Raw genomic sequence first — 19,401 nt, 5'->3', positions numbered from 1 at the left:
GCACCTGCACCAGCACCTGCACCTGCACCAGCACCTGCACCTGCACCTGCACCTGCACCGCCTGGGCCACCGCCACCAGCGCCGCCGCCTGCACCAGCACCAGCACCAGCCCCTGCCGCGCCACCGCTGCCGCTTGCACCGGCCCCTGCTGCGCCGGGACCGCTGCCACCCGGATCTGCCCCCGAGCCGACGGCGATTGCGAAAGCGCCTAAAGCGCTGGTACCTTTGGATGCCGCAGTTTTGCCGGCGGCTTGTACTGACGATGCGCCCGGGATCGCGGCAACAGAAGAATTCGGCGCTTGCACCCCCGGTGCCGTAGCGCTCGCACAGATGGCTTCGCCGAAGGGGTTGTATTGATCGCACGGTACCGTCGCGCCTGCGGTGCGAGCCGCTCCGGTCTGAACTGGAACGACTGCTCGTGCGGCCGGTGCGGGACTGTCAACGCGTGGCAGTTCCGTTCGGCTCGAACCCTGGACGTCGGTGATGACGGGATCCGATGCCGGATGGCGGCGGTCTGTGACAGTGCGCGCCGCGACGAAGCCCTTCATCATGCTGCTATCGCGTTGTGGCACGGCGTCAGCCCGATGCGGTGCTGCCAGAACTTGCCTCGTCGGCGCCTGGGAAACCTGGGCCTGCGAAGGCCGTGGCTCCTCGGCTCGAAGTGCCTCCGAAGGCCCTTGTGCCTGGGAGTCTTGTTCTTGTAACGCTGCGATCTGCGGCTCGGCTGGTGCAGGCGCGACGGCCTGCGTTCCAGGCGGAGGTTCCAGCAGTGCGGGTGCGGCGTCGACCTGCGGTTCGACGATCGGAGCGACCGCGACCGGCGCGACCGGCGCGGCCGGCTCAACCGGTGCGACCGGTGCGACCGGCGCAGCCTGCAACTCGGACTGCTGCCAATGGATCGGTGTCGCCTCACGCGATGGCGCCAAGCTACGCTCGACCGTTCGGCTCCAGTACCAGAAGACGAACGCAGCGATCAGCAGCACGACGACCATCAACAACAGGACGACAGGAACGTCGATACCGCGGGGCAGAACCATCTGCCTGGCAAGCTGGCGTTTCTCGATGGTGCGCGGTACGACGGCCAGATCCCTCGCCGTCGTCGCCGGCAAGAGCGCGGACGCCGGCATCGGCATCGGGATAGGCACGGGCCGCGCTGCCCTTGGAGCTTTCGCGACCCTCGGAGGCGGCCTTCCCTCAGGCGCGTCCGCCGAGACGTTTGCCGCAGTACGAATTCCGCTGAACTTGCCCGCGCATCCGCGGCAGTACCGCGCGCGGTCTCTGTTCGCGGTGTGGCATGACTCGCAGAACTTCGTCATTGCAATCACAACGAGGGCAGGAACTCATGGAATCGATATGGATGCGGTGAGCACCACCAGCAAACTGATCACCACCGAGAAGGCCGCGAAATCCATCACGGATGCCCGGTCCGGCATTCCCAGCGAGTGCCAGGGCAGCAACGTCGCCTCGCGCACGCGAAGGCGCTCCATGCCGTCCTCGGTGGATGCGTAGAACGCCGGCAGCTTGTGCGAACAGCATTTGCAGTAGCGCGCCGACGCGATGTTGAGGGTGCTGCAGGCATCGCAGATTTCGGCGGAAGCGGTGCCGACCTGCAGCCTCGCAAGATCGATGAGACCCCCGAATGCGACGACCGAAGGCGTGCCGGGAGAGTCGGAAAGTGAAATGGTGGCGGTGCTCATTGCGGCGCTCCTCGAAGTCGGTTTACGGTTCGCAAAGGCTTCGCAGAGCGCATCAAGCAGCGGGACATTGCACACTCCGGGTCAAGCAATCAATGAAAAGATGTATGTGAAAAGTTCACATCACTGCTACGCTTGTGCGCTCGCGAATACGAAAGATATGTAAGACAGAGGCTGATGTCGTTGTCCACTCGGTAACCGGTCGCCGCGTCGCTGTCGACCGAGGTCGCAATCAACGCCCCATGGCCACGAAACGCACGGGCTCGAAGAAGGCTAGGCATGGTCGGAAAGCGCGTGTCCCGCGCCGCTCATCGATCCGTTGATCAAAAAGCCTTGACAGACAAGTCCTCATAGAAGCGGTCGTTGGATGTCAGATCCCGACCGGCAACGACTTTGGAAACGACCTCACTGCAGCGCACGTGAGCGTGGCGACCATCGCAAGTAAAGGCAGGCAGGCAGTGCAGGGCGCTCGTGTCGACAGGGAGCGTACGCGGGCTCGCTGGACTCGCAAGCGAAGCCTAAGTTATACTGCATTGAATCTAGAGCGCAGTATAACCAATCCGCCGTGTTATACTTCCATGATGGAATGATGGAGTATAACTATGCACGCCAGATCTGAGCCCCGGCCGTTCGAAGATCTCTCCATTTCCGCGCAGACCAACTTCGCCGAGCTGGTAGAGCAGGCCCAGGCTCGCATGCTGGATCGTTCGATCCTCGACCTTCCCGGCTCCTTCAACAAGAAGGAGATCAAGGGCGTCGAGTACTGGTATTGGCAGTTCCGAGACCTCGAAGGGAAGACGAGACAGTCCTACCTTGGGCCCGATGATGATCGCCTCCGCGAGTTGATCAGGCAGCGAGAGGAAGGAAAGGGGCGTGAACATGACGGCTTGGCCAGGCTCGCACAAGCATGCACCGCGCTCGGCTGCATGAACATCACGCCACAGCACTTCAAGGTGATCAATCGCCTCGCTGAGCACGGCTTTTTCAACGCGGGCGGCGTTCTGATCGGAACGCATGCCTTCATTGCAATGGCGAACATGCTCGGTGTGCGCTGGAGTGGCGGATGGTCGACGAACGACATCGACTTCGCGCACGCCGGCAAGAACGTCTCGCTTGCGCTACCGGCGAACACTGACGCGAACGTGCACGACGCAATCACCTCGCTCGAAATGGGCCTTCTGCCGGCGAAGTCGATCACGACCGGTCCGGGAGCGACCTACCTGAACGCCAGAGGGGAGATGCGGATCGACCTTCTGACAGTGGCGGGCCGAAGCGATTCGGTCTATCGTCACGAGCCTTTGAATGTGAACCTGGAGCCGCTCAAGTTCATGGAGTTTTCGCTCGAGAAGACGACGCAGACCGTTGTCATCTCTGGCGAGAACGCCCTCATCGTGAACATCCCGTCGCCGGTGCGTTACGCGCTTCACAAACTCGTCGTGATGGCAGAGCGTCAGGAGCAGTTCCGAACGAAGATCGTGAAGGACGCGGGCCAGGTTGCTTCTATCGTGTCCTATGCGCTGGACCGGTCGCCCCATGCGCTCAAGGACGCGGCAGCGGACCTCATGAGCCGCGGGAAGGGCTGGCGCAGTCGGATCAACATCGGCACCGAGCACCTCGCGCGGTATCACCCAACTGTGGCGAAGCAGCTTTCGGAAGTTCTAAAACGTCAGTCCTCGAAGGCCTCGCGCGCACTAGACGTGCAGGGGGGCGAAGCACAAGACGACGACAGTTCAGGCGGGCGTCCCAGGGGCTGACGATTTGAGTGTGGAGGGACGTGCTTCCGGGGGCGCATCTTCAGCTTGGCCGTGCCTCGCCTTCCATCCGCCAGGTCTTCAACACCGGTACCAGCGCTGCCGACGCAATCGTGACCATGTGCGCGGTCAAGCGACCCCCTTTGAAGGCGACAACGAGTTCCGGACGCCCCTCGCGCAGCATCTGGGCATTGCGGATGAGCCCGGCACGACCCTGGTAGCGATCCCATTCCGCCGTGTACGTGGCGACTTCGATACCGCGCGCCCTGGCCCAGCGGCGTGCGAACTCGTCGGCCCCCGATGCGCCGCCTTCGATGAGCTGGGTGATGGGCTGGCGGGCGTTCAAGCGGTCGAGCACATGAACGATGAATGCCCAGTCGTCGTAGTTGCGGCCACCGCAGACAAGGACCTTCATGATGTGGCGGGCTCTCTCATACTTTTCTACTAAGAATCAAATTCGCAAAAAAGCAAACCCCGCGGAAGCGGGGGTTTGCGGATGATAGCTTCGATGGCGGCTCCTGCCGGCCAACGCAGCGCGGGAAGACAAGCGTTGTGCTTGCCAGCAACAAGTGCTAGCGTCGAATTCCGACATTCAACCGTGCGGACACCCGAAGGAGACATTCCATGGGAGAACAGAAGCGTCCGCTGCGCCCGGGAGATCGTGCACCGGCGTTCTCGCTTCCGGCGGCCAACCGGGAAGGAATGGTGTCCCTCGACAGCTTGCGCGGTCGCCCGTTTCTGATCGGCTTCTATCGCGGCCTGCATTGCCCGTTCTGCCGGCGCCAGGTGCTGCAGCTCGCCAGCGTGGAGCCGCCCTTGCGCGCCATGGGCGTCGAGACGATCGCCGTGATCAACACGCAGCTTGACCGCGCCAACCTGTACTTCCGGTACCGGCCGACGCCGGTGGCGCTTCTGTGCGATCCGGATTGCCACACGCACCAGGCCTTCGGCGTACCGCATCTCGAGTTCCTGCCCGACGGCAGCGGGCAGCCCGAATGGCCCTATCGCGCAAGCATGGCGGAATTCGAGGCGGCACGCATCAACCCCACCGGTGAACTGCCCGAGCTCACGCAGCCGATGGAAGCCAACACGGCCCTCAACGCCATGGACGGCTTCGTACTGGATGACATCGACAGTGCGATCCTCGCGAGCCATGCCACTCAGCTCGTGGGACACTTCCTGGTCGACGCGGCAGGCATCGTCCGCTGGGTCCAGATCGAGGCGATCGATGGGCCGAACAGCCTCTCCGTCTTTCCGAATGCGGCGCAGATCGTCGCTGCGGCTGGCAGCCTTGGCGCCTGACCTGCCGACGCGTGCACCGGGACGACCTCAGTACCTCAGTACGATTGGCCGTCGATCACGCGCTTGACCTGCTCCAGGGTGTCTCGGAGCGCATCCAACTCGACGGAACCGAGCGCCAGGCGCAGCGCGTGCGGCACCTGGGCGCCCGTCGCGAAGGGCTCGGCGGTCGACACCGAGATGCCCTCTGACCTGAGTGCCATCGCGACCTTGTCGGCACGAACCTCTTCGGCCAAGGGGAGCCAGACGAAGTAGGAGGCCGGATGGCGGACAGTTCGAAGTCCGGCGAGCGCCTCAGCGGCGATCGTTTGCCGGGTCATCGCGTCCCGGCGCTTTTCCGCTTCGAGGCGCGCGACCGTGCCGTCGTCCAGCCAGGCGCAGGCGATGGCGGTCATCACGGCGGGCGTGTTCCAGGTCGTGGCCCGGATCGCGCGTTCGATCTTCGGGATCCAGGCGGTGGGTGCCGCGGCCTGGTGCTCGAATCCCAGGCCAGCCTGCGCGAGGCGAGCGAGGCCGATGCGGTCATCGTCGGCAGTGGCAGGCTGACGCGGGACGTCGTTGCCGATCCAGCCCTGATGGCGCAATTGCAGCTCGACCCCGCCCGGCAACTGCTGAGTGCGCAGTGCTCCGGCACGCTCGTCCTTGCCAAGCTGGGGCTGCTCGGTGGCGTGCCCGCCTGCACGGATCTGATCACCAAGCCCTGGGTCGAGGAAGCGGGCATCTGCGTGCTGAACCAGCCGTTCGTCGCCAAGGGCAACGTGGCCACCGCGGGCGGCTGCCTCGCGTCGCAGTATCTGGCCACCTGGATGATCGCCCGCCTGGAGGGCGTCGAGGCGGCAAAGAGTGCACTGCACTACGTCGTTCCAGTGGGGGAGAAGGACGAATACATCGATCGTGCGATGCGAAACATCGCGCCGTTTCCCGAAGGGGTGCTGGAGACAGCGTGACAATTTGACTGGATGGGTGCCTGCCGCCGGAGGCCGCGGCGGTGGCTTGGCTCGGGCCGAGCCTTCCTCTTCATTCTGATCTGCCTGTTTTGTGGGCATCGCGTTCGGACGCAATGCTGGAGCCGATTCCCGACGTTTCGCATGCGGTTGTCCACAGGTCTGTCCACGGTCTGCGTGGAGAGATTCGCCTCGCTGCCAGAGCAAGACACCAACGAAAAAGCCCGCACGCGGCGGGCTTCGTCTGGAAATGGTCGTGGGCACTTACGCGGTCCACGTTACGGCACATTCACATGCAGGAGTCACCTATAGTTTTTCTCGTCGTGGTGGCTCTTGTCCGACGTGCCGCCGTGAGATTCGGCGTTGCCTGCGCAGGCATCTCGACAGGTCAAGCCATATCGAGGGAGGGCGGATTCTATCAGAACGGGAAGAACGGGACGTGCCTCGATCGCGTCAACTCTGGATGTACGTGCGCAGCTGGTCGATGGTCTGCTCGTGGTCGGCGATGATGTCGTCCATCAGGTCTCGGATGGAGATCATGCCGATGATCCGGCTCCCCTCGACCACCGGCAGGTGTCGGATGCGCTTCTGGCTCATCATCGTCATGCATTCGCGCGTCTGGGAGGTGGGCGTCACGGTCATCACGTTGGACGTCATGATGTCGGCGACCTTCATTTCCTTCGAGCTCTTGCCTTGGAGCGCAACCTTGCGCGTGTAGTCGCGCTCGGAGACCACGCCCACCAGCCTGTCGTTCTCGACCACCATGAGCGCACCGACCTCGTAGTCGGCCAGCAGCTGGAGTGCCTCCAGCACGGTGGCGTCCGGACCGATCCGCCAGGGGGCGGAGTTGCGACGTTTGAGGAGTTCAGACACGGGTTTCATGGGCACTCCAGGGGCTGGGATGAACTGGTGTTGCAAGAGTCGCGCCCGTCAGTTTCCTTGCGAAAGTGCTGAACCCTCGGGCGCCTCGGCCGTTCGGCGCGTTGGCAAAGGAAGGAGCATCGCACACACTCGCGCCCCACTCGGGAGAACCCCCACCGTGGCAACACCAATCAGCGGCAAGTAGGCGCCCCGCAGCAAACGCAAGTTCTCATTTGTTGATCTTCATCAGGTGGCACGCGCGCGTCGCGCGACGCTGACCACCTTGCGGCAGGGCAGGCTCCCTTCGGTAGCGCGTTGCTCGCGCGCAAATCGCGCGATCCATCGGTGAAAGATTTGAAACCGGAAGTGGTCACCCTCGTTGAGGAGGAGACACACGCGGTTGCGCATGCGCAGATCGTTGGGCTTGACCGCACTATCGTTGCCCTCGACTGGCTCTGGCTGAGGCTGCTCTCATCAACGTCAACAACGTGGGAGGTTTTCATGTTCGACCGTCGCACCTTCGCAGCTTGCTGCGCACTGGCCCTTCCCTACGGCGCCTGCCTTGCGCAGACCACTTTCGCGCCGGACCAGTACTACGACAACCGCTGGTACATCACGCCCTTTGGCGCGTACGTGCATCCCGACGGCGACCGCAACGCCGACAACGGCTGGGGCGGAGGCGCAGCCATCGGCAAGCCGATCAGCCCCAACTGGAACCTCGAACTGCGCCTGCAATACGAAGAGCTCGATGGCAAGTTCGGCACCGGATTTGGTGCATTCAACAGCACCGACAAGTACAAGAACTGGAGCGGTTCGCTCGACGCGCAGTGGTTCTTCCTGGGTCGCCAGGGGATCAACCGCTGGCAGTCGAACAGCGTGCATCCCTATCTCGTGGGCGGCATCGGCGCCATCGACAACAAGGTGGAGAGGGCATTCGCCGGCAGCGACAGCCGCACGAGTTTCATGGCCAACGCGGGCCTCGGCATCGTCTGGCCGTTCTCCTCCTGGGGCCGCATGGTGGCCGACGCGCGCTATCGCTATGTCGACAACGCCAACAACAGCTTCACTGGAAACCGGCAGAGCATGAACGACTGGATGTTCTCGGTCGGCCTGCAGATTCCCTTCGGGCCCCCGCCCCAAGTGGCGCAGGCAGCCCCGCCACCGGCTCCGCCCGCGGCCATGCCGCCACCGCCGCCACCACCTCCTCCGGCAGCGCGCAACTTCGAGTTGAAGGCCGACGGCACGTTCGCGTTCGCCAAGTCGGACCTGACGCCTACCGGCCGCGCCCGCATCGACAGCACGCTCGCGGAGCTCAAATCCTCCGGCATCCGGTTGCGCTCGATCTCCATCGTCGGGCACACCGATCCGATCGGCACCGATGCCTTCAACCAGCGCCTGTCTCTGGCCCGGGCGAACTCCGTGCGTGATTACCTGGTCGCCCAAGGCGTGCCGGCCAACATCATCACGACGGAAGGCCGCAGCTTCTCGGAACTCAAGGTTACCGAAGCCGATTGCAGGGCGCAGGGCAGGGCCAAGACCCGCGCGGCGCTCATCGCCTGCTACGAGCCGAACCGGCGCGTGGATATCCGCGCCTTGGGCGAGCAGCCGGGCTAGGGTGCGCGGGACCGCGGGGTCCCCGCTACATCACCGTCGCGTGCGGATGCGTCGGGTGTGCCAGCGTGTCCGCGATCAGGCGCAGCGCGTGATCGCACTCGTCGCGTGACATCGGCCCACCCATGCAGATGCGCACGGCCTCGGGCGGCATGCCGTCGGTCGAGAACGCCGCGCTCGCGACCACACCCACGTTCCGGGTCCGCAGGAAGGATGCGAACTCCACCATGCTCCAGGCCGACGACAACGGCAGCCAGAGATGAAAGCAGTCGCTCGGCGCGATCACGCCGTGCTGGCCAAGGTGCTTGACTGCGAGCGCCTGTCGCGCGTTCGATTCGTTGCGAACGGCCTGCAGCATCGCTTCGGCAGTACCGTCCTCGACCCAGAGCGTGGACAACGCATTGGTGATCGGCGAGGCCATCACGGTGGTGGCGCGCAACGCGCCGGCCAGGCGCTGTGATTGCCGGGCGCTCGGCGAGCGCACGTAGGCATTGCGCAGCCCGGCGCCCAGCGTCTTCGAGAAGCCCGTGATGTAGTAGGTCAGGTCGGGCGCCATCGTCGCGATTGCCGGTGGCAACTGGCGCGGCAGCAAGCCGTAGGCGTCGTCCTCGATGATCGGAATGGCAAAGCGCAGCGCGATGTCGGCCAGCGCCTCGCGCCGCCCGCGCGAGATCGTGGCGGTGGTCGGGTTGTTGAGCGTCGGGTTGATGTAGAGCGCCTTCGGCTTGAGCGTCTTGCAGGCGTGCTCGAACGATTCGCCCATCGGCCCCTCCTCGTCGAGCGGCAGAGCATGCAACTGAACGCCGAGCTGCGTGGCAATCGCCTTGACGCCGGGATAGGTCAGCGCCTCGACGCAGATCAGCTCGCCCGGCCGCGCGAGTTGCGAGAACAGCGCTGCGAGCACGCTGTGGATGCCGGGGCACACGAGCAGCTGATCGATGCTGCAGTCGGGAATGCGCGGACGCAGCCACTGCATCGCCGCTTCGCGGTCGCGCTGGGACCCACCGAAGTCCTGGTAGCGCAGCAGGTCGTACAGGTCGGCCTCGGCCATCACGCGCATGGCACTGTCCTTCATGCGGTCGAGCAGTGCGGCATCCCGCGGCTCTGGCGGCAGGTTCATCGTCATTTCGGCGGTGCCACCGCCGCGCAGCGGCACGGCCGGGCTGGTTCCGCGGATGAACGTGCCGGTGCCTGCGCGCGAATCGATCAGTCCGCGCTTTCGCGCTTCCGCGTAGCCGCGCGCGACCGTCGTGTAGTTGAGGCGCAGGTCGGCAGCCAGGTCGCGCAGGGTCGGCAGCTTGTCGCGCGCCGTCATGCGGCCGGTGCGGATGTCCTCGGCGAGCAGGTCGGCCAGCAACAGGTAGGCGGGCCGATCGCTCGTTTCGAGCCGCTTCTGCCAGCGTTGGGTGTTCTTGTCCATGGCGAGTTGATCGCATCCATTGATTGCATCGATGGCAATGGATGGACGCATGAAGCATGCCGGGCGTTGCGGTGGTGGATGCATGGATCGCGTGCACGAATGGCCATTGATCGGGTGCATTGATTGCATCGAAGGCGCGCCAATCAAGTGCGAAAACGAGCTTTCGGAAGGCTCGACGGGCTGCCTGAAGGTGGGCTGAAATTTTTTTTGCCTGCGGCAGACCACGCGCATGGGGGTTGATCGCGCATTGATCGCATCGGGGCCTCTCGCGGGTGGCACATCGCATGCGAATGAGGAAGGGCGCGCAACCCCATCCACTCAACTTCTTCACGCGGAGTCCATTCAATGCCCACCGTCACCAAACCCAAGAATGCCCCCGGCGACTTCCTCGTCGACTATGAAGAAAAAGTCTTCGAGGACGTGAAGGCCGAACCCGGCGAGAAGGCGCTGGTCACCTTCCACACCGTCGCGTTCGAAGGCTCGATCGGCTTCGTCAACCTTCTGCAGGCCACGCGGCTCAAGCGCAAGGGCTTCGACACGACGATCCTGCTCTATGGCCCTGGCGTCACGCTCGGCGTGCAGCGCGGCTTTCCAACGCTCGGCGACGAAGCCTTTCCGGGCCACCAGAACTTCAACAAGCAGATCGTCAAGTTCATGGAGGAGGGCGGCAAGGTCTATGCCTGCCGCTTCGCACTCCAGGCGCTGTACGGCCACGGCGAAGGCGCTCTGATCGAGGGCATCAGGCCGATCAGCCCGCTCGACGTGCTCGACATCGTGCTGCTGCATCGCAAGGCCAACGCCTTCATCCTCGACACCTGGACGCTGTGAGGCGGGCGCGGCCATGACTTCCCACCGCATCGTCCGCGCTGCCGCGGTGCAGATCGCGCCGGACTTCGAGGCGCCCGACGGCACGCTGAACCGCGTCTGCGAGGCCATCGACGAGGCGGCCGGCAAGGGCGCGCAGATCGTGGTCTTTCCCGAGACCTTCGTGCCCTACTACCCGTACTTCTCCTTCGTGCAGCCGCCGGTGCTGCAGGGGCCGGCCCACATCCGGCTGATGGAGCGTGCGGTGGTGGTGCCGGGGCCGGTGACGCTGGCGGTGGCCGAACGGGCGCGCTCGCGCGGCGTCGTGGTCGTACTGGGCGTCAACGAGCGCGACCATGGCAGCCTCTACAACACGCAACTGGTGTTCGACGCCGACGGTGCGCTGGTGCTCAAGCGCCGCAAGATCACGCCGACCTATCACGAACGCATGGTCTGGGGCCAGGGTGATGGCGCCGGCCTCAAGGTGGTCGAGACGCAGGTCGGGCGTGTCGGCGCGCTGGCCTGCTGGGAGCACTACAACCCGCTCGCCCGCTACAGCCTGATGGCCCAGCACGAGGAGATCCACTGCGCGCAGTTCCCGGGCTCGCTGGTGGGTCCGATCTTCGCGGAGCAGATGGAGGTGACCATCCGCCATCACGCGCTGGAGTCGGGCTGCTTCGTCATCAATGCCACCGGCTGGCTCACCGATGCGCAGATCACGGCGATCACGCCCGACGCAGGTCTGCAGAAGGCGTTGCGCGGGGGCTGCCACACGGCCATCGTCTCGCCCGAAGGCAAGCATCTCGCGCCGCCGCTGACCGAAGGCGAAGGCATGGTGATCGCCGACCTCGACATGGCGCTCATCACCAAGCGCAAGCGAATGATGGATTCGGTCGGGCACTACGCGCGGCCCGAACTTCTGAGCCTGGCCATCAACGACCGGCCTGCCACCACCACGCTGCCGATGCGGGCAGTCCCGAGCACTTTCGCTTCACCCACCCCCGAGCCCCGGAGCCTTCGCCATGAACACCACGGAAATCCCATCGAGCCGGCAACTGATGACCGAGTTGCAGTCCTTCGGGTTGCGGCTGGTTGACCCTTCGGCGGGCGCATCGAGCCGTCGCGGCGGAGCCGGTCCGTCGGACCACAAGGCCGTCACGGTCGACGGGCACACGATCATGGTGCCGGTCCACACTTCCACCGCATGGAGCTCGCCCTTCACGGCCGAGGCACCGAACGCGCTGGGCGTGAGCCGCGTGATGCGCGGCAGCATCCCGATCGCGAACATCAGCTTTCCGAAGCAGCCGCGCTTCTACAGGATGCAGACCTTCGACGGCGTGCCGTATTCGCACATCGCGACCCTGCATGGCTCCGATGTCCTCGCAACCACGGTGCTGCAGACCTGCATTCGCTACGAGAGCCGGCGCAAGAGCTGCAAGTTCTGCGCGATCGGGCAGTCGCTCGCGGCGGGGCGCACCATCGCACGCAAGACGCCCGAGCAGTTGGCTGAGGTGGCGCGCGCGGCGGTGCTGCTCGATGGCGTGAAGCACATGGTGATGACCACCGGCACGCCCAATGCCACCGACCGGGGCGCGGCGATCCTCTGCGAGAGCGCCTTCGCGATCAAGGCCGCCGTCGACATCCCGATCCAGGGCCAGTGCGAGCCGCCGGATGACGACCAATGGTTCCATCGCATGCACGCGGCGGGCATCGACACGCTGGGCATGCACCTCGAAGTGGTCACGCCGGAACTGCGCGAGCACATCATGCCGGGCAAGGCCGCCGTGCCGATCTCGCGCTACATGAGCGCCTTCGAGGCGGCCGTCGGCGTGTTCGGGCGCGGCCAGGTCAGCACCTACATCCTGGCCGGACTGGGCGACAGCCGCGAGGCCATCCTCGAGATCTGCGACCGCCTGCTCGCGCTCGGTGTCTATCCCTTCGTCGTGCCCTTCGTGCCGATCAGCGGCACGCCGCTGGAAGACCATCCCGCGCCGTCGCCCGAGTTCATGAAGTCGATCCTGCAGCCCCTCGGGCAGAGTGTGTCCGCAGCGAACCTGCGTTCGAGCGACATCAAGGCAGGCTGCGGCAAGTGCGGCGCATGCTCGTCGCTGTCAGTCTACGAATCCTGAGGAAGGGGGCCGCCATGAGTTGCATCGATGATGTTGTCGAGCCGGTTGTTGCCTATGCGCCGGTCGAGTTCCTCGTGCGCGAAGCGGCCCAGCAATGGGAGCGCAACGAGGCTTTCGCGTTGCGGCGTGCGGTGTTCTGCATCGAGCAAGGCATCTTCGCCGGCGACGACCGTGACGCGATCGATGACCGGTCCCAACTGCTGGTTGCGATGTCCTGCATCGGCGGCATGCCCGACCAGGTCGTCGGCACCGTACGCATCCACGAGCCCGAACCGGGGCTTTGGTGGGGCTCGCGTCTGGCGGTGCATCCGGCGTCTCGCAGCCAGGGGCATCTGGGCGCGACGCTGATCCGTCTGGCGGTGACGCGCGCCCACGCGCAGGGCTGCCGTACCTTTCTCGCGCATGTGCAGTCGCAGAACGTGCCGCTGTTCCACAAGCTGCACTGGCGCAGCCTCGCGGAACTGTCGATCCATGGCCGGCCGCATACCGAGATGCAGGCGGACCTCTCCTTCTATCCGCCGTGCCACGACGCCGCGAGCGGCTTCGTCTCGCGGGCGAGGAGAACGGCGTGACCCTGTCCGACATCGCGACGGCGCTGCGCGAGAGCCGCGGCTTCGCGCACAAGCGCGACATCAGCGCCGTGGTTGCGGCCCTCGGCCATTCGCTTCCCGGCGGCACGGCGGCGCTGGCGCAGGCGGTGCCCGTCGGCGACGACTGTGCCGCCATGCCGGACGGGCAGGGCGGCTACCTGCTGTTCGCGATCGAGGGCCTGGTGGAGGACTTCATCGAACGCATGCCGCGCTTCGCCGGCTACTCGGGCGTCATGGTCAACGTCAGCGACATCTATGCGATGGGCGGGCGTCCGACGGCGGTGGTCGATGCGATCTGGAGCGCCGGCATGCAGCATGCCGACCAGATGCTCGCCGGCATGGCCGATGCCGCCGCCAAGTACGGCGTGCCGATCGTCGGCGGCCACAGCAACCAGCGCAGCCTGCGGCCGCAACTGGCGGTGGCGATCCTCGGGCGGGCGCGCAAGCTCCTGACGAGCTTCTCGGCGCGGCCTGGCGATCTGCTGCTGATGGCGGTGGACTTGCGCGGTGCCTACCAGGACCCGTTTCCGTTCTGGGATGCATCGAGCACGGCGCCCGGCGTGCGCCTGCGGGCCGACCTGGAAGTGCTGCCTGCACTGGCAGAGGCAGGACTGTGCGATGCGGCCAAGGACATCAGCATGGCCGGTGCGATCGGCACTGCGCTGATGCTGCTGGAGTGCTCGCAGGTCGGCGCCACGATCGACCTGGATGCGATTCCGCGGCCGGCGGGCGCGCCCCTTCTCCGATGGCTCGGTGCCTTCCCGAGCTTTGGCTTCATTCTCAGCGTGCGCCCGGACAAGCTGGGCGAGGTGCTCACGCGGTTCGCCGCGCGCGACATCGCCTGCCAGGTGATCGGCGAGGTCGACGATTCGCACGCACTCACCCTGCGGCATGGCGCCGAGCGCGAGTTGCTGTGGGACCTTGGCCGCGATGCCTTCATCCGCGAGGCTGCCGAAGCGCGGGTGCTCCATGCGTGAGACGGCACTTCGGCCGCTGCGCATCGGCCTCCTGACCCATTCGGTGAATCCGCGCGGCGGGGTGGTCCACACGCTGGAGCTTGCGCGAGCGCTGCACGACGCCGGCCATGCGGTCACGGTGATGGCGCCCGCCACGCCAGGGCAGCGCTTCTTCCGTCCGGTGCATTGCGACACGCACTTCGTGCCGGTTCAGCCCGCGCCGCGCGACATGGTCGAGATGGTGGGCTCGCGCATCGGCGCCTTCCGCGCGTCCATCGGCAGCTTGCTTCAGCGTATCCACTTCGATGTGCTGCATGCGCAGGACCCGATCGGCGCCAATGCCCTGGCCGATCTGCAGTCGGAGGGGCTCATCGACGGATTCGTCCGCACCGTGCACCATCTGGAGGTCTTCGAGGCTGCACAACTCATGCAGTGGCAGTCGCGCGGCCTTCGCAGTGCGCGACAGGTCTTCTGCGTCAGCCAGATGTGGCGCGATCGGCTCTGGGCCGAACACGGCGTGAACGCCGCCGAAGTGGCCAACGGTATCGACAGCCAACGCTTCAGTCCGACAGCCGTTGCCGCGGATGCCGCCCTGGCACAGCGCCTTGGCCTGCACGTCGGAGCGCCGATCGTGCTCGCGGTCGGCGGTGTCGAGGAGCGCAAGAACACGCTGCGCCTGCTGGAGGCATTCGTGCAGCTCCGAAAGGCGATGCCGGCGGCGCAATTGGTCATTGCGGGCGGTGCGAGCCTGCTGGACCATGCGCGCTACGAGTTCGCGTTCGCGACGATCGCGCAGGCCAGCGGGTTCGCCATCGGACCGGGCCAGCCCATCGTGCTGACCGGACCGCTGCCCGACGCCGACATTCCCTCGCTGTACCGGCTGGCCGACGTGGTGGCGATGCCTTCGCTCAACGAGGGCTTCGGCCTCGTCGTGCTGGAGGCCCTGGCCAGCGGTGCGCCGGTCGTGGTGTCCCGCATCGCGCCGTTCACCGAGTACCTGCAGGAGGGAGATGTGCACTGGGCCGATCCGTTGGACGCGGACTCCATCGCCGGTGCTCTGTGCGCGGCCATCACTCGGCGGGAACCCGCCCGCATCGCAGCATCCGCCGCCCGTCTGTGCGCGCGCTTCAGTTGGCCGGCCAGCGCCGCGCGCCACGTCCATCTCTACCGCCAGGGACTTCGTGACGCCGCCACCGTGCGTGTCGATTCCCTTGTGACCCACTGAGGAGCCACGATGCCCGTCATGCATTTCCTCGTCCGCTGGCCGGACGACAGCGAAACCCGCTGCTATTCGCCGTCGCTGGTCGTCCAGGACTTCCTCGTTCCCGGCGAGAGCTATCCACTGGCCGACTTCGTGGGGCGTGCGCGCGAGGCGCTCGGCATCGCGTCCGAGCGCGTGCGCGCCAAGTACGGATTTGCCTGCTCGCAGGCGATGGATCAGCTCTCGGCGATCGAGCAGATCGCGAGCCAATTCGATGCCAAGCCCGATGCGCAGGTCGTGATCCTGCGTTTCGACTGACCCACCTGATCGTTGAGAGCCTTCCATATCATGACCACCCGACCCACCCACTACAGCGTCGTCATCGTCGGCGGCGGCCAGTCCGGCCTGTCTTTGAGCCATTGCCTGCAGCAGCGAGGCATCGACCACCTCGTGATCGAGAAGCGCACGCTGGTCCACAGCTGGCGCAGCCAGCGCTGGGACTCCTTCTGCCTGGTTACGCCCAACTGGCAATGCAATCTGCCCGGCTGGTCGTACGCGGGCAACGATCCGCACGGCTTCATGGTGAAGGACGAGATCAATGCGTGGCTGGCCGGATTCGTCGAGCAGGTGCAGGCACCTGCGATCGAGGGCGTGACCGTCGAGAAGGTCTCCCGTGACGGTGAGGCGGACCGCTACACGATCGACACCAGCGCGGGCCGCTACACGGCGGACCAGGTCGTCGTGGCCTCGGGGGGCTATCACAAGCCGGTCGTGCCGCGCATGGCCGAGCGGCTCCCGGCGGGCATCGTGCAATACCACTCGGCCCAGTACCGCAACCCGGCGCAGCTTCCGGATGGTGCGGTGCTGGTCGTGGGCTGCGGCCAGTCCGGCGCCCAGATCGCAGAAGACCTGCACCTGGCCGGGCGCAAGGTCTATCTCGCCACGGGCAACGCCCCGCGCTGCGCGCGCTTCTACCGCGGCAAGGACGTGGTCGACTGGCTCGCCGACATGAACTATTACGACATGCCGGTCACCGCGCACCCGCTGCGAGAAGGCGTGCGCGACAACACGAACCACTACGTCACCGGGCGCGACGGCGGCCGCGATATCGACCTGCGCCGCTTCGCCACCGAGGGCATGGAGCTTTTCGGCCAGATGACCGGGCTGGATGGCGACACGCTGCAGTTCCAGCCCAACCTGCGTGCGAATCTCGATCATGCGGACCAGATCTACAACGGCATCAACGCCTCGATCGACAAGTTCATCGCGGCCAAAGGCATCGATGCGCCGGCCGGGGGCGCGTATGAGCCGGTGTGGCAGCCGCAGGAGGAGCGCAGCACGCTGAGCCTGCGCGGCTCGGGCATCACGAGCGTGGTGTGGTGCATCGGCTTCCTGCCGGATTTCGCGTGGATCGACGCACCGGTCTTCAACGGCCGTGGCGACCCGGTGCACCTGCGCGGGGTGACCGGTGTGACTGGGCTCTACTTCCTGGGGCTCCCGTGGCTCCACACCTGGGGCTCCGGGCGTTTTTCGGGTGTGGCGCGCGATGCGGAGTTCCTGGCAGAGCGCATCGACGAGCAGCGGGGCCGCCCACAGCTCGCGGGCACGCAAGCCATCCGCGCCGCGACGGCCTCCTAGTCGGATGCGCGCCAACTTCCCATTGGCAACAAGTGCGTCAAGCGCAGGTCAATGCGACCGGATAAAAAAGGAAACCAAAGTACTCATTTAAAAATATACTGGAGCCCTCCTTTAGATGGAGCAAAACCATGAGGGCTCTGATTTCCACCCTGGTCGGCGTCGCGCTTTTTGTCGGCTGTCTCGCCGCGTGGTGGTTCTATTGGCCGGTCTGGAAAGTCGAGGCACATGTTCGAGAGCAACTCCCGGCAGGTTCCGCGATCTTCTCGGGGGTGAAGTACAACCGTTCGACCGGCGCCGGATGCGGCTTCGTCAACGCTGGAAGCAACTCCGGTACGGGCCATGGAACGACCCATTTCATATTGCTGCCTGATGGCAGCTTGAAGTTCGACCCCACCGATCGCGTGACAGGCAACACGCTGCAGCAACTGGAAGCGCTCCGGAAGCATTCGGACTATCTGGCGCTGGTCTACGCACGCTGCGCCTGAACTCAGGGTGAGTTCCTCCAAGGTTGTCGCACTTTCTAACCCAGGAAAATCAACAGCTTACGAGCGTCGTTTTCAAAGTTGCACCGCTCGCATTTGCATAGTTCCGCTGGCGCAGGTGCAGCGAGCATCCAACGGCCGCTTTCGGGCTCCATTACCGTCCGCTGTAAGCCCGGTTCGGGGCCCTGAGCAGCCGGTCGCCTCAATGATTGGCTGCCACAAAGCGGCCGTTGCTCACAATGTTCCCGCTGAGCGCAACAACGCCCAGTCGACGCAAAGCAATCAGTTCGCTGTGATGCCCAGCGCCTTCACCAGCGGACCGAAGCGCGCGCGGTCCGCTGCCATCAGTTGATCCAACACAGATGGCAACCCGGGCGTGACCGTCAGGCCAAACTCCGCCAAGCGCTTTGACACGTCTGCCTGGCCCAGCGCCTTGTTGATCTCAGTGTTCAGCCGTAGCACGACGTCCGGCGACGTGGATGCAGGGGCAAACATCCCGAACCAAACAGAGATGTCTAGATCGGGATGTGATGCCTTGAACTCTGGAAGATTGGGGAATACTTGTTTTGCCGCGGGCCCGCTGGTTGCCAAGGCGACAACGTTGCCTGCTTTCACCTGCGGCATAGCCTCCGCCATGCTCACGATGACAGCGTCCACGTCTCCACCCATCAGCCCTTGAAGCGCCAGGGAGGTTCCCTTGTACGGAACGTGCGTCAACTGCAGACCGAGGCGGCTGGCGACCAACTCCATTGCCATATGAGAGGGATGCCCTGGCCCCCCACTGCCGAAGTTGATCGATTTCGGCTTGGCCTTCGCCATCTGGACAAATTCAGCGAGCGACTTTGCGTTCAGCGCAGGGCTTACCAGCAGTACCAGAGTGGCCTTGCCCAGCAGCGCGACGGAGCGGAAGTCCTTCGTTGGGTCATAGGGCAGTTTCGGAAAAACGAAGGGATTCACCACCATCACGGCATCGGGCGCCACAAGAAGCGTGTGGCCGTCGCCTTGTGACTTTGCGACGTAGTCAGCCGCGATGCCCCCGCTGGCCCCTGCGCGGTTGTCGACGATGCTAGGCTGGCCCAAGGCATCGCCAAGCTTTTGAGCCATGAGCCTGGCGATTACGTCTCCGAGCGCTCCCGGCGGGCTCCCGACGACAACCTTGAGGGGTCGCGAAGAAAGTGGCTGAGCCCATAACGGCAGGCCGGCAGTGGCGGCCGATCCCGCGGCAAGTATTTGCAAGAGGGCTGCGCGGCGGTTTTGAAATAGTGTGACGGAAGCGGTCATGAGGTCTCCATTTGCGTGCAAGTCGCAGTGCTCAAGCAGAGTTCTTCTTGCGGGCCGTTCGTTGCGGGGCGTCGAGAGAGCGGCGGGACGACGTGCCCGAAGCTCCAGGCGCTGATGAAAGTAGAAGCATTGCCTTGGCCATGCGCATCCATGAATCCATCAGGTGTTGAAACTCTTCGTCCTGTCCTGCGATGAGTTGTCGGACGCCAAACCCACGCGCTATCGCGAAAGTCAGCCGAACGACGTCCTTGGCTTGACGTTCAGGGTGACCTGCCGCAACCAGGGCGTCTAGCCACGCTTGCTCTACCGGCAGGCGGTACAGTTGCGCCAGTCGTTTGACATCGCTCCCTAACGTGGAACTTGGATCCACCATCATCAAGTCGAGCGAGAGAAGGAAGTCGTCCCCCAAGAAGAACTCGCGACTGTCAGAGACGAGTTGCTCAAGCAAGGTGTCGGGCGCGGATCGGCCGACCGCAATGCGTTGAAGCGCGCGCTGCTGGGTCCGTCGATAGACCTCCTCCAGCGCTTGTAGAACCAGCATGTCCTTCGAAGGGAAGTGGTGGGTCTGGGCTCCTTTCGATACGCCTGCATGCTCGGCTACATCTGCCGTGCGAAAGCTTGCGTAGCGCTTCTTCTTCAACAGATCGATTGCGCCGTCGATCAGCTTGCGCTGAGTTGCCATGGTGCGCTCGACTTGGGTACGACGAGGACGTGCGGGAACGAGCGGTTTGGCCATCGGT

18 protein-coding genes and 2 pseudogenes are annotated in these 19,401 nt (G+C 65.0%); 13 read left to right on the top strand and 7 right to left on the bottom strand.

Annotated features, from left to right (window positions below; translation table 11 throughout):
* Positions 1 to 1,340: 1,340 nt before the first annotated feature.
* A complete protein-coding gene (locus AC1D3B_RS34855) occupies positions 1,341 to 1,697 on the bottom strand; it encodes a hypothetical protein (protein WP_478195232.1) in 357 nt (118 codons plus the stop codon).
* Positions 1,698 to 2,296: 599 nt separating this feature from the next.
* Here AC1D3B_RS34855 and AC1D3B_RS34850 point away from each other — a divergent pair.
* Complete coding sequence (locus AC1D3B_RS34850) at positions 2,297 to 3,448, top strand: GSU2403 family nucleotidyltransferase fold protein (RefSeq protein ID WP_478195231.1); 1,152 nt, start codon at positions 2,297 to 2,299, stop codon at positions 3,446 to 3,448.
* 40 nt (positions 3,449 to 3,488) lie between these two features.
* On the opposite strand, the gene AC1D3B_RS34845 is transcribed toward AC1D3B_RS34850, so the two are convergent.
* On the bottom strand, positions 3,489 to 3,860 hold the full coding sequence (locus AC1D3B_RS34845; RefSeq protein ID WP_478195230.1) for a DUF2493 domain-containing protein: 372 nt from the start codon (positions 3,858 to 3,860) through the stop codon (positions 3,489 to 3,491).
* Positions 3,861 to 4,069: 209 nt separating this feature from the next.
* Here AC1D3B_RS34845 and AC1D3B_RS34840 point away from each other — a divergent pair, with 209 nt between their 5' ends.
* The gene (locus AC1D3B_RS34840; RefSeq protein ID WP_478195229.1) at positions 4,070 to 4,747 is read left to right on the top strand and encodes a peroxiredoxin-like family protein; all 678 of its coding nucleotides are present in this window, start codon (positions 4,070 to 4,072) and stop codon (positions 4,745 to 4,747) included.
* A 35-nt stretch (positions 4,748 to 4,782) separates the two neighbouring features.
* Here AC1D3B_RS34840 and AC1D3B_RS34835 read toward each other — a convergent pair.
* Positions 4,783 to 5,259 (bottom strand): annotated as a pseudogene (locus AC1D3B_RS34835) (aminotransferase class I/II-fold pyridoxal phosphate-dependent enzyme); the annotation flags it as partial.
* On the opposite strand from AC1D3B_RS34835, the pseudogene AC1D3B_RS34830 reads away from it, so the two are divergent.
* Positions 5,212 to 5,691: pseudogene (locus AC1D3B_RS34830) on the top strand (type 1 glutamine amidotransferase family protein); the annotation flags it as partial. The pseudogenes AC1D3B_RS34835 and AC1D3B_RS34830 overlap by 48 nt on opposite strands.
* A gap of 450 nt (positions 5,692 to 6,141) precedes the next feature.
* Here the strand turns inward: AC1D3B_RS34830 and AC1D3B_RS34825 are convergent.
* Positions 6,142 to 6,570 (bottom strand): CBS domain-containing protein, encoded by a 429-nt coding sequence (locus AC1D3B_RS34825; protein WP_478195228.1) that lies wholly within the window; start codon positions 6,568 to 6,570, stop codon positions 6,142 to 6,144.
* A gap of 480 nt (positions 6,571 to 7,050) precedes the next feature.
* Between AC1D3B_RS34825 and AC1D3B_RS34820 the strand changes: the two genes are divergently transcribed.
* Positions 7,051 to 8,163, top strand: a complete 1,113-nt coding sequence (locus AC1D3B_RS34820) for an OmpA family protein (RefSeq protein WP_478195227.1) — start codon at positions 7,051 to 7,053, stop codon at positions 8,161 to 8,163.
* 25 nt (positions 8,164 to 8,188) lie between these two features.
* On the opposite strand, the gene AC1D3B_RS34815 is transcribed toward AC1D3B_RS34820, so the two are convergent.
* Positions 8,189 to 9,580 carry an aminotransferase-like domain-containing protein gene (locus tag AC1D3B_RS34815; RefSeq protein ID WP_478195237.1) on the bottom strand — a complete coding sequence of 464 codons (1,392 nt, stop codon included), beginning with the start codon at positions 9,578 to 9,580 and terminating at the stop codon, positions 8,189 to 8,191.
* Positions 9,581 to 9,925: 345 nt separating this feature from the next.
* Here AC1D3B_RS34815 and AC1D3B_RS34810 point away from each other — a divergent pair, with 345 nt between their 5' ends.
* The 9 genes from AC1D3B_RS34810 to AC1D3B_RS34770 all read left to right on the top strand — a co-directional run bounded on the left by AC1D3B_RS34810 (position 9,926) and on the right by AC1D3B_RS34770 (position 17,383).
* A complete protein-coding gene (locus AC1D3B_RS34810) occupies positions 9,926 to 10,408 on the top strand; it encodes an MSMEG_0572/Sll0783 family nitrogen starvation response protein (protein ID WP_435513917.1) in 483 nt (160 codons plus the stop codon).
* 13 nt (positions 10,409 to 10,421) lie between these two features.
* Positions 10,422 to 11,480: a Nit6803 family nitrilase gene (locus AC1D3B_RS34805; protein WP_478195226.1), complete on the top strand. Its 1,059-nt coding sequence runs from the start codon at positions 10,422 to 10,424 to the stop codon at positions 11,478 to 11,480.
* Positions 11,443 to 12,513, top strand: coding sequence for an MSMEG_0568 family radical SAM protein (locus tag AC1D3B_RS34800; RefSeq protein WP_478195236.1), 1,071 nt, complete (start codon positions 11,443 to 11,445; stop codon positions 12,511 to 12,513). Before AC1D3B_RS34805 ends, AC1D3B_RS34800 begins: the two co-directional genes overlap by 38 nt.
* Positions 12,514 to 12,527: 14 nt before the next feature.
* Positions 12,528 to 13,085, top strand: a complete 558-nt coding sequence (locus AC1D3B_RS34795) for an MSMEG_0567/Sll0786 family nitrogen starvation N-acetyltransferase (RefSeq protein WP_478195225.1) — start codon at positions 12,528 to 12,530, stop codon at positions 13,083 to 13,085.
* Complete coding sequence (locus AC1D3B_RS34790) at positions 13,082 to 14,080, top strand: sll0787 family AIR synthase-like protein (RefSeq protein ID WP_478195224.1); 999 nt, start codon at positions 13,082 to 13,084, stop codon at positions 14,078 to 14,080. The genes AC1D3B_RS34795 and AC1D3B_RS34790 overlap by 4 nt, the downstream gene beginning before the upstream one ends.
* Positions 14,073 to 15,284, top strand: a complete 1,212-nt coding sequence (locus tag AC1D3B_RS34785; protein WP_478195223.1) for an MSMEG_0565 family glycosyltransferase — start codon at positions 14,073 to 14,075, stop codon at positions 15,282 to 15,284. Before AC1D3B_RS34790 ends, AC1D3B_RS34785 begins: the two co-directional genes overlap by 8 nt.
* 9 nt (positions 15,285 to 15,293) lie before the next feature.
* Complete coding sequence (locus AC1D3B_RS34780) at positions 15,294 to 15,578, top strand: MSMEG_0570 family nitrogen starvation response protein (RefSeq protein ID WP_478195222.1); 285 nt, start codon at positions 15,294 to 15,296, stop codon at positions 15,576 to 15,578.
* 30 nt (positions 15,579 to 15,608) lie between these two features.
* Positions 15,609 to 16,898 carry an MSMEG_0569 family flavin-dependent oxidoreductase gene (locus tag AC1D3B_RS34775; RefSeq protein WP_478195221.1) on the top strand — a complete coding sequence of 430 codons (1,290 nt, stop codon included), beginning with the start codon at positions 15,609 to 15,611 and terminating at the stop codon, positions 16,896 to 16,898.
* 128 nt (positions 16,899 to 17,026) lie between these two features.
* Positions 17,027 to 17,383, top strand: a complete 357-nt coding sequence (locus AC1D3B_RS34770; protein WP_478195220.1) for a hypothetical protein — start codon at positions 17,027 to 17,029, stop codon at positions 17,381 to 17,383.
* A 279-nt stretch (positions 17,384 to 17,662) separates the two neighbouring features.
* Here the strand turns inward: AC1D3B_RS34770 and AC1D3B_RS34765 are convergent, their stop codons facing one another.
* Together AC1D3B_RS34765 and AC1D3B_RS34760 are read right to left on the bottom strand one after the other, a co-directional pair.
* On the bottom strand, positions 17,663 to 18,661 hold the full coding sequence (locus AC1D3B_RS34765) for a Bug family tripartite tricarboxylate transporter substrate binding protein (protein WP_478195219.1): 999 nt from the start codon (positions 18,659 to 18,661) through the stop codon (positions 17,663 to 17,665).
* A gap of 31 nt (positions 18,662 to 18,692) precedes the next feature.
* Entirely contained in the window at positions 18,693 to 19,397 is a 705-nt protein-coding gene (locus AC1D3B_RS34760) for a TetR/AcrR family transcriptional regulator (protein WP_478195218.1), read from the bottom strand.
* Between the last annotated feature and the right edge of the window lie 4 nt (positions 19,398 to 19,401).

Source organism: Variovorax sp. P5_A3 (genome assembly GCF_056400665.1).
The sequence above is the reverse complement of the archived record's forward strand: the minus strand, read 5'-3'. Positions and strand labels throughout refer to the sequence as shown.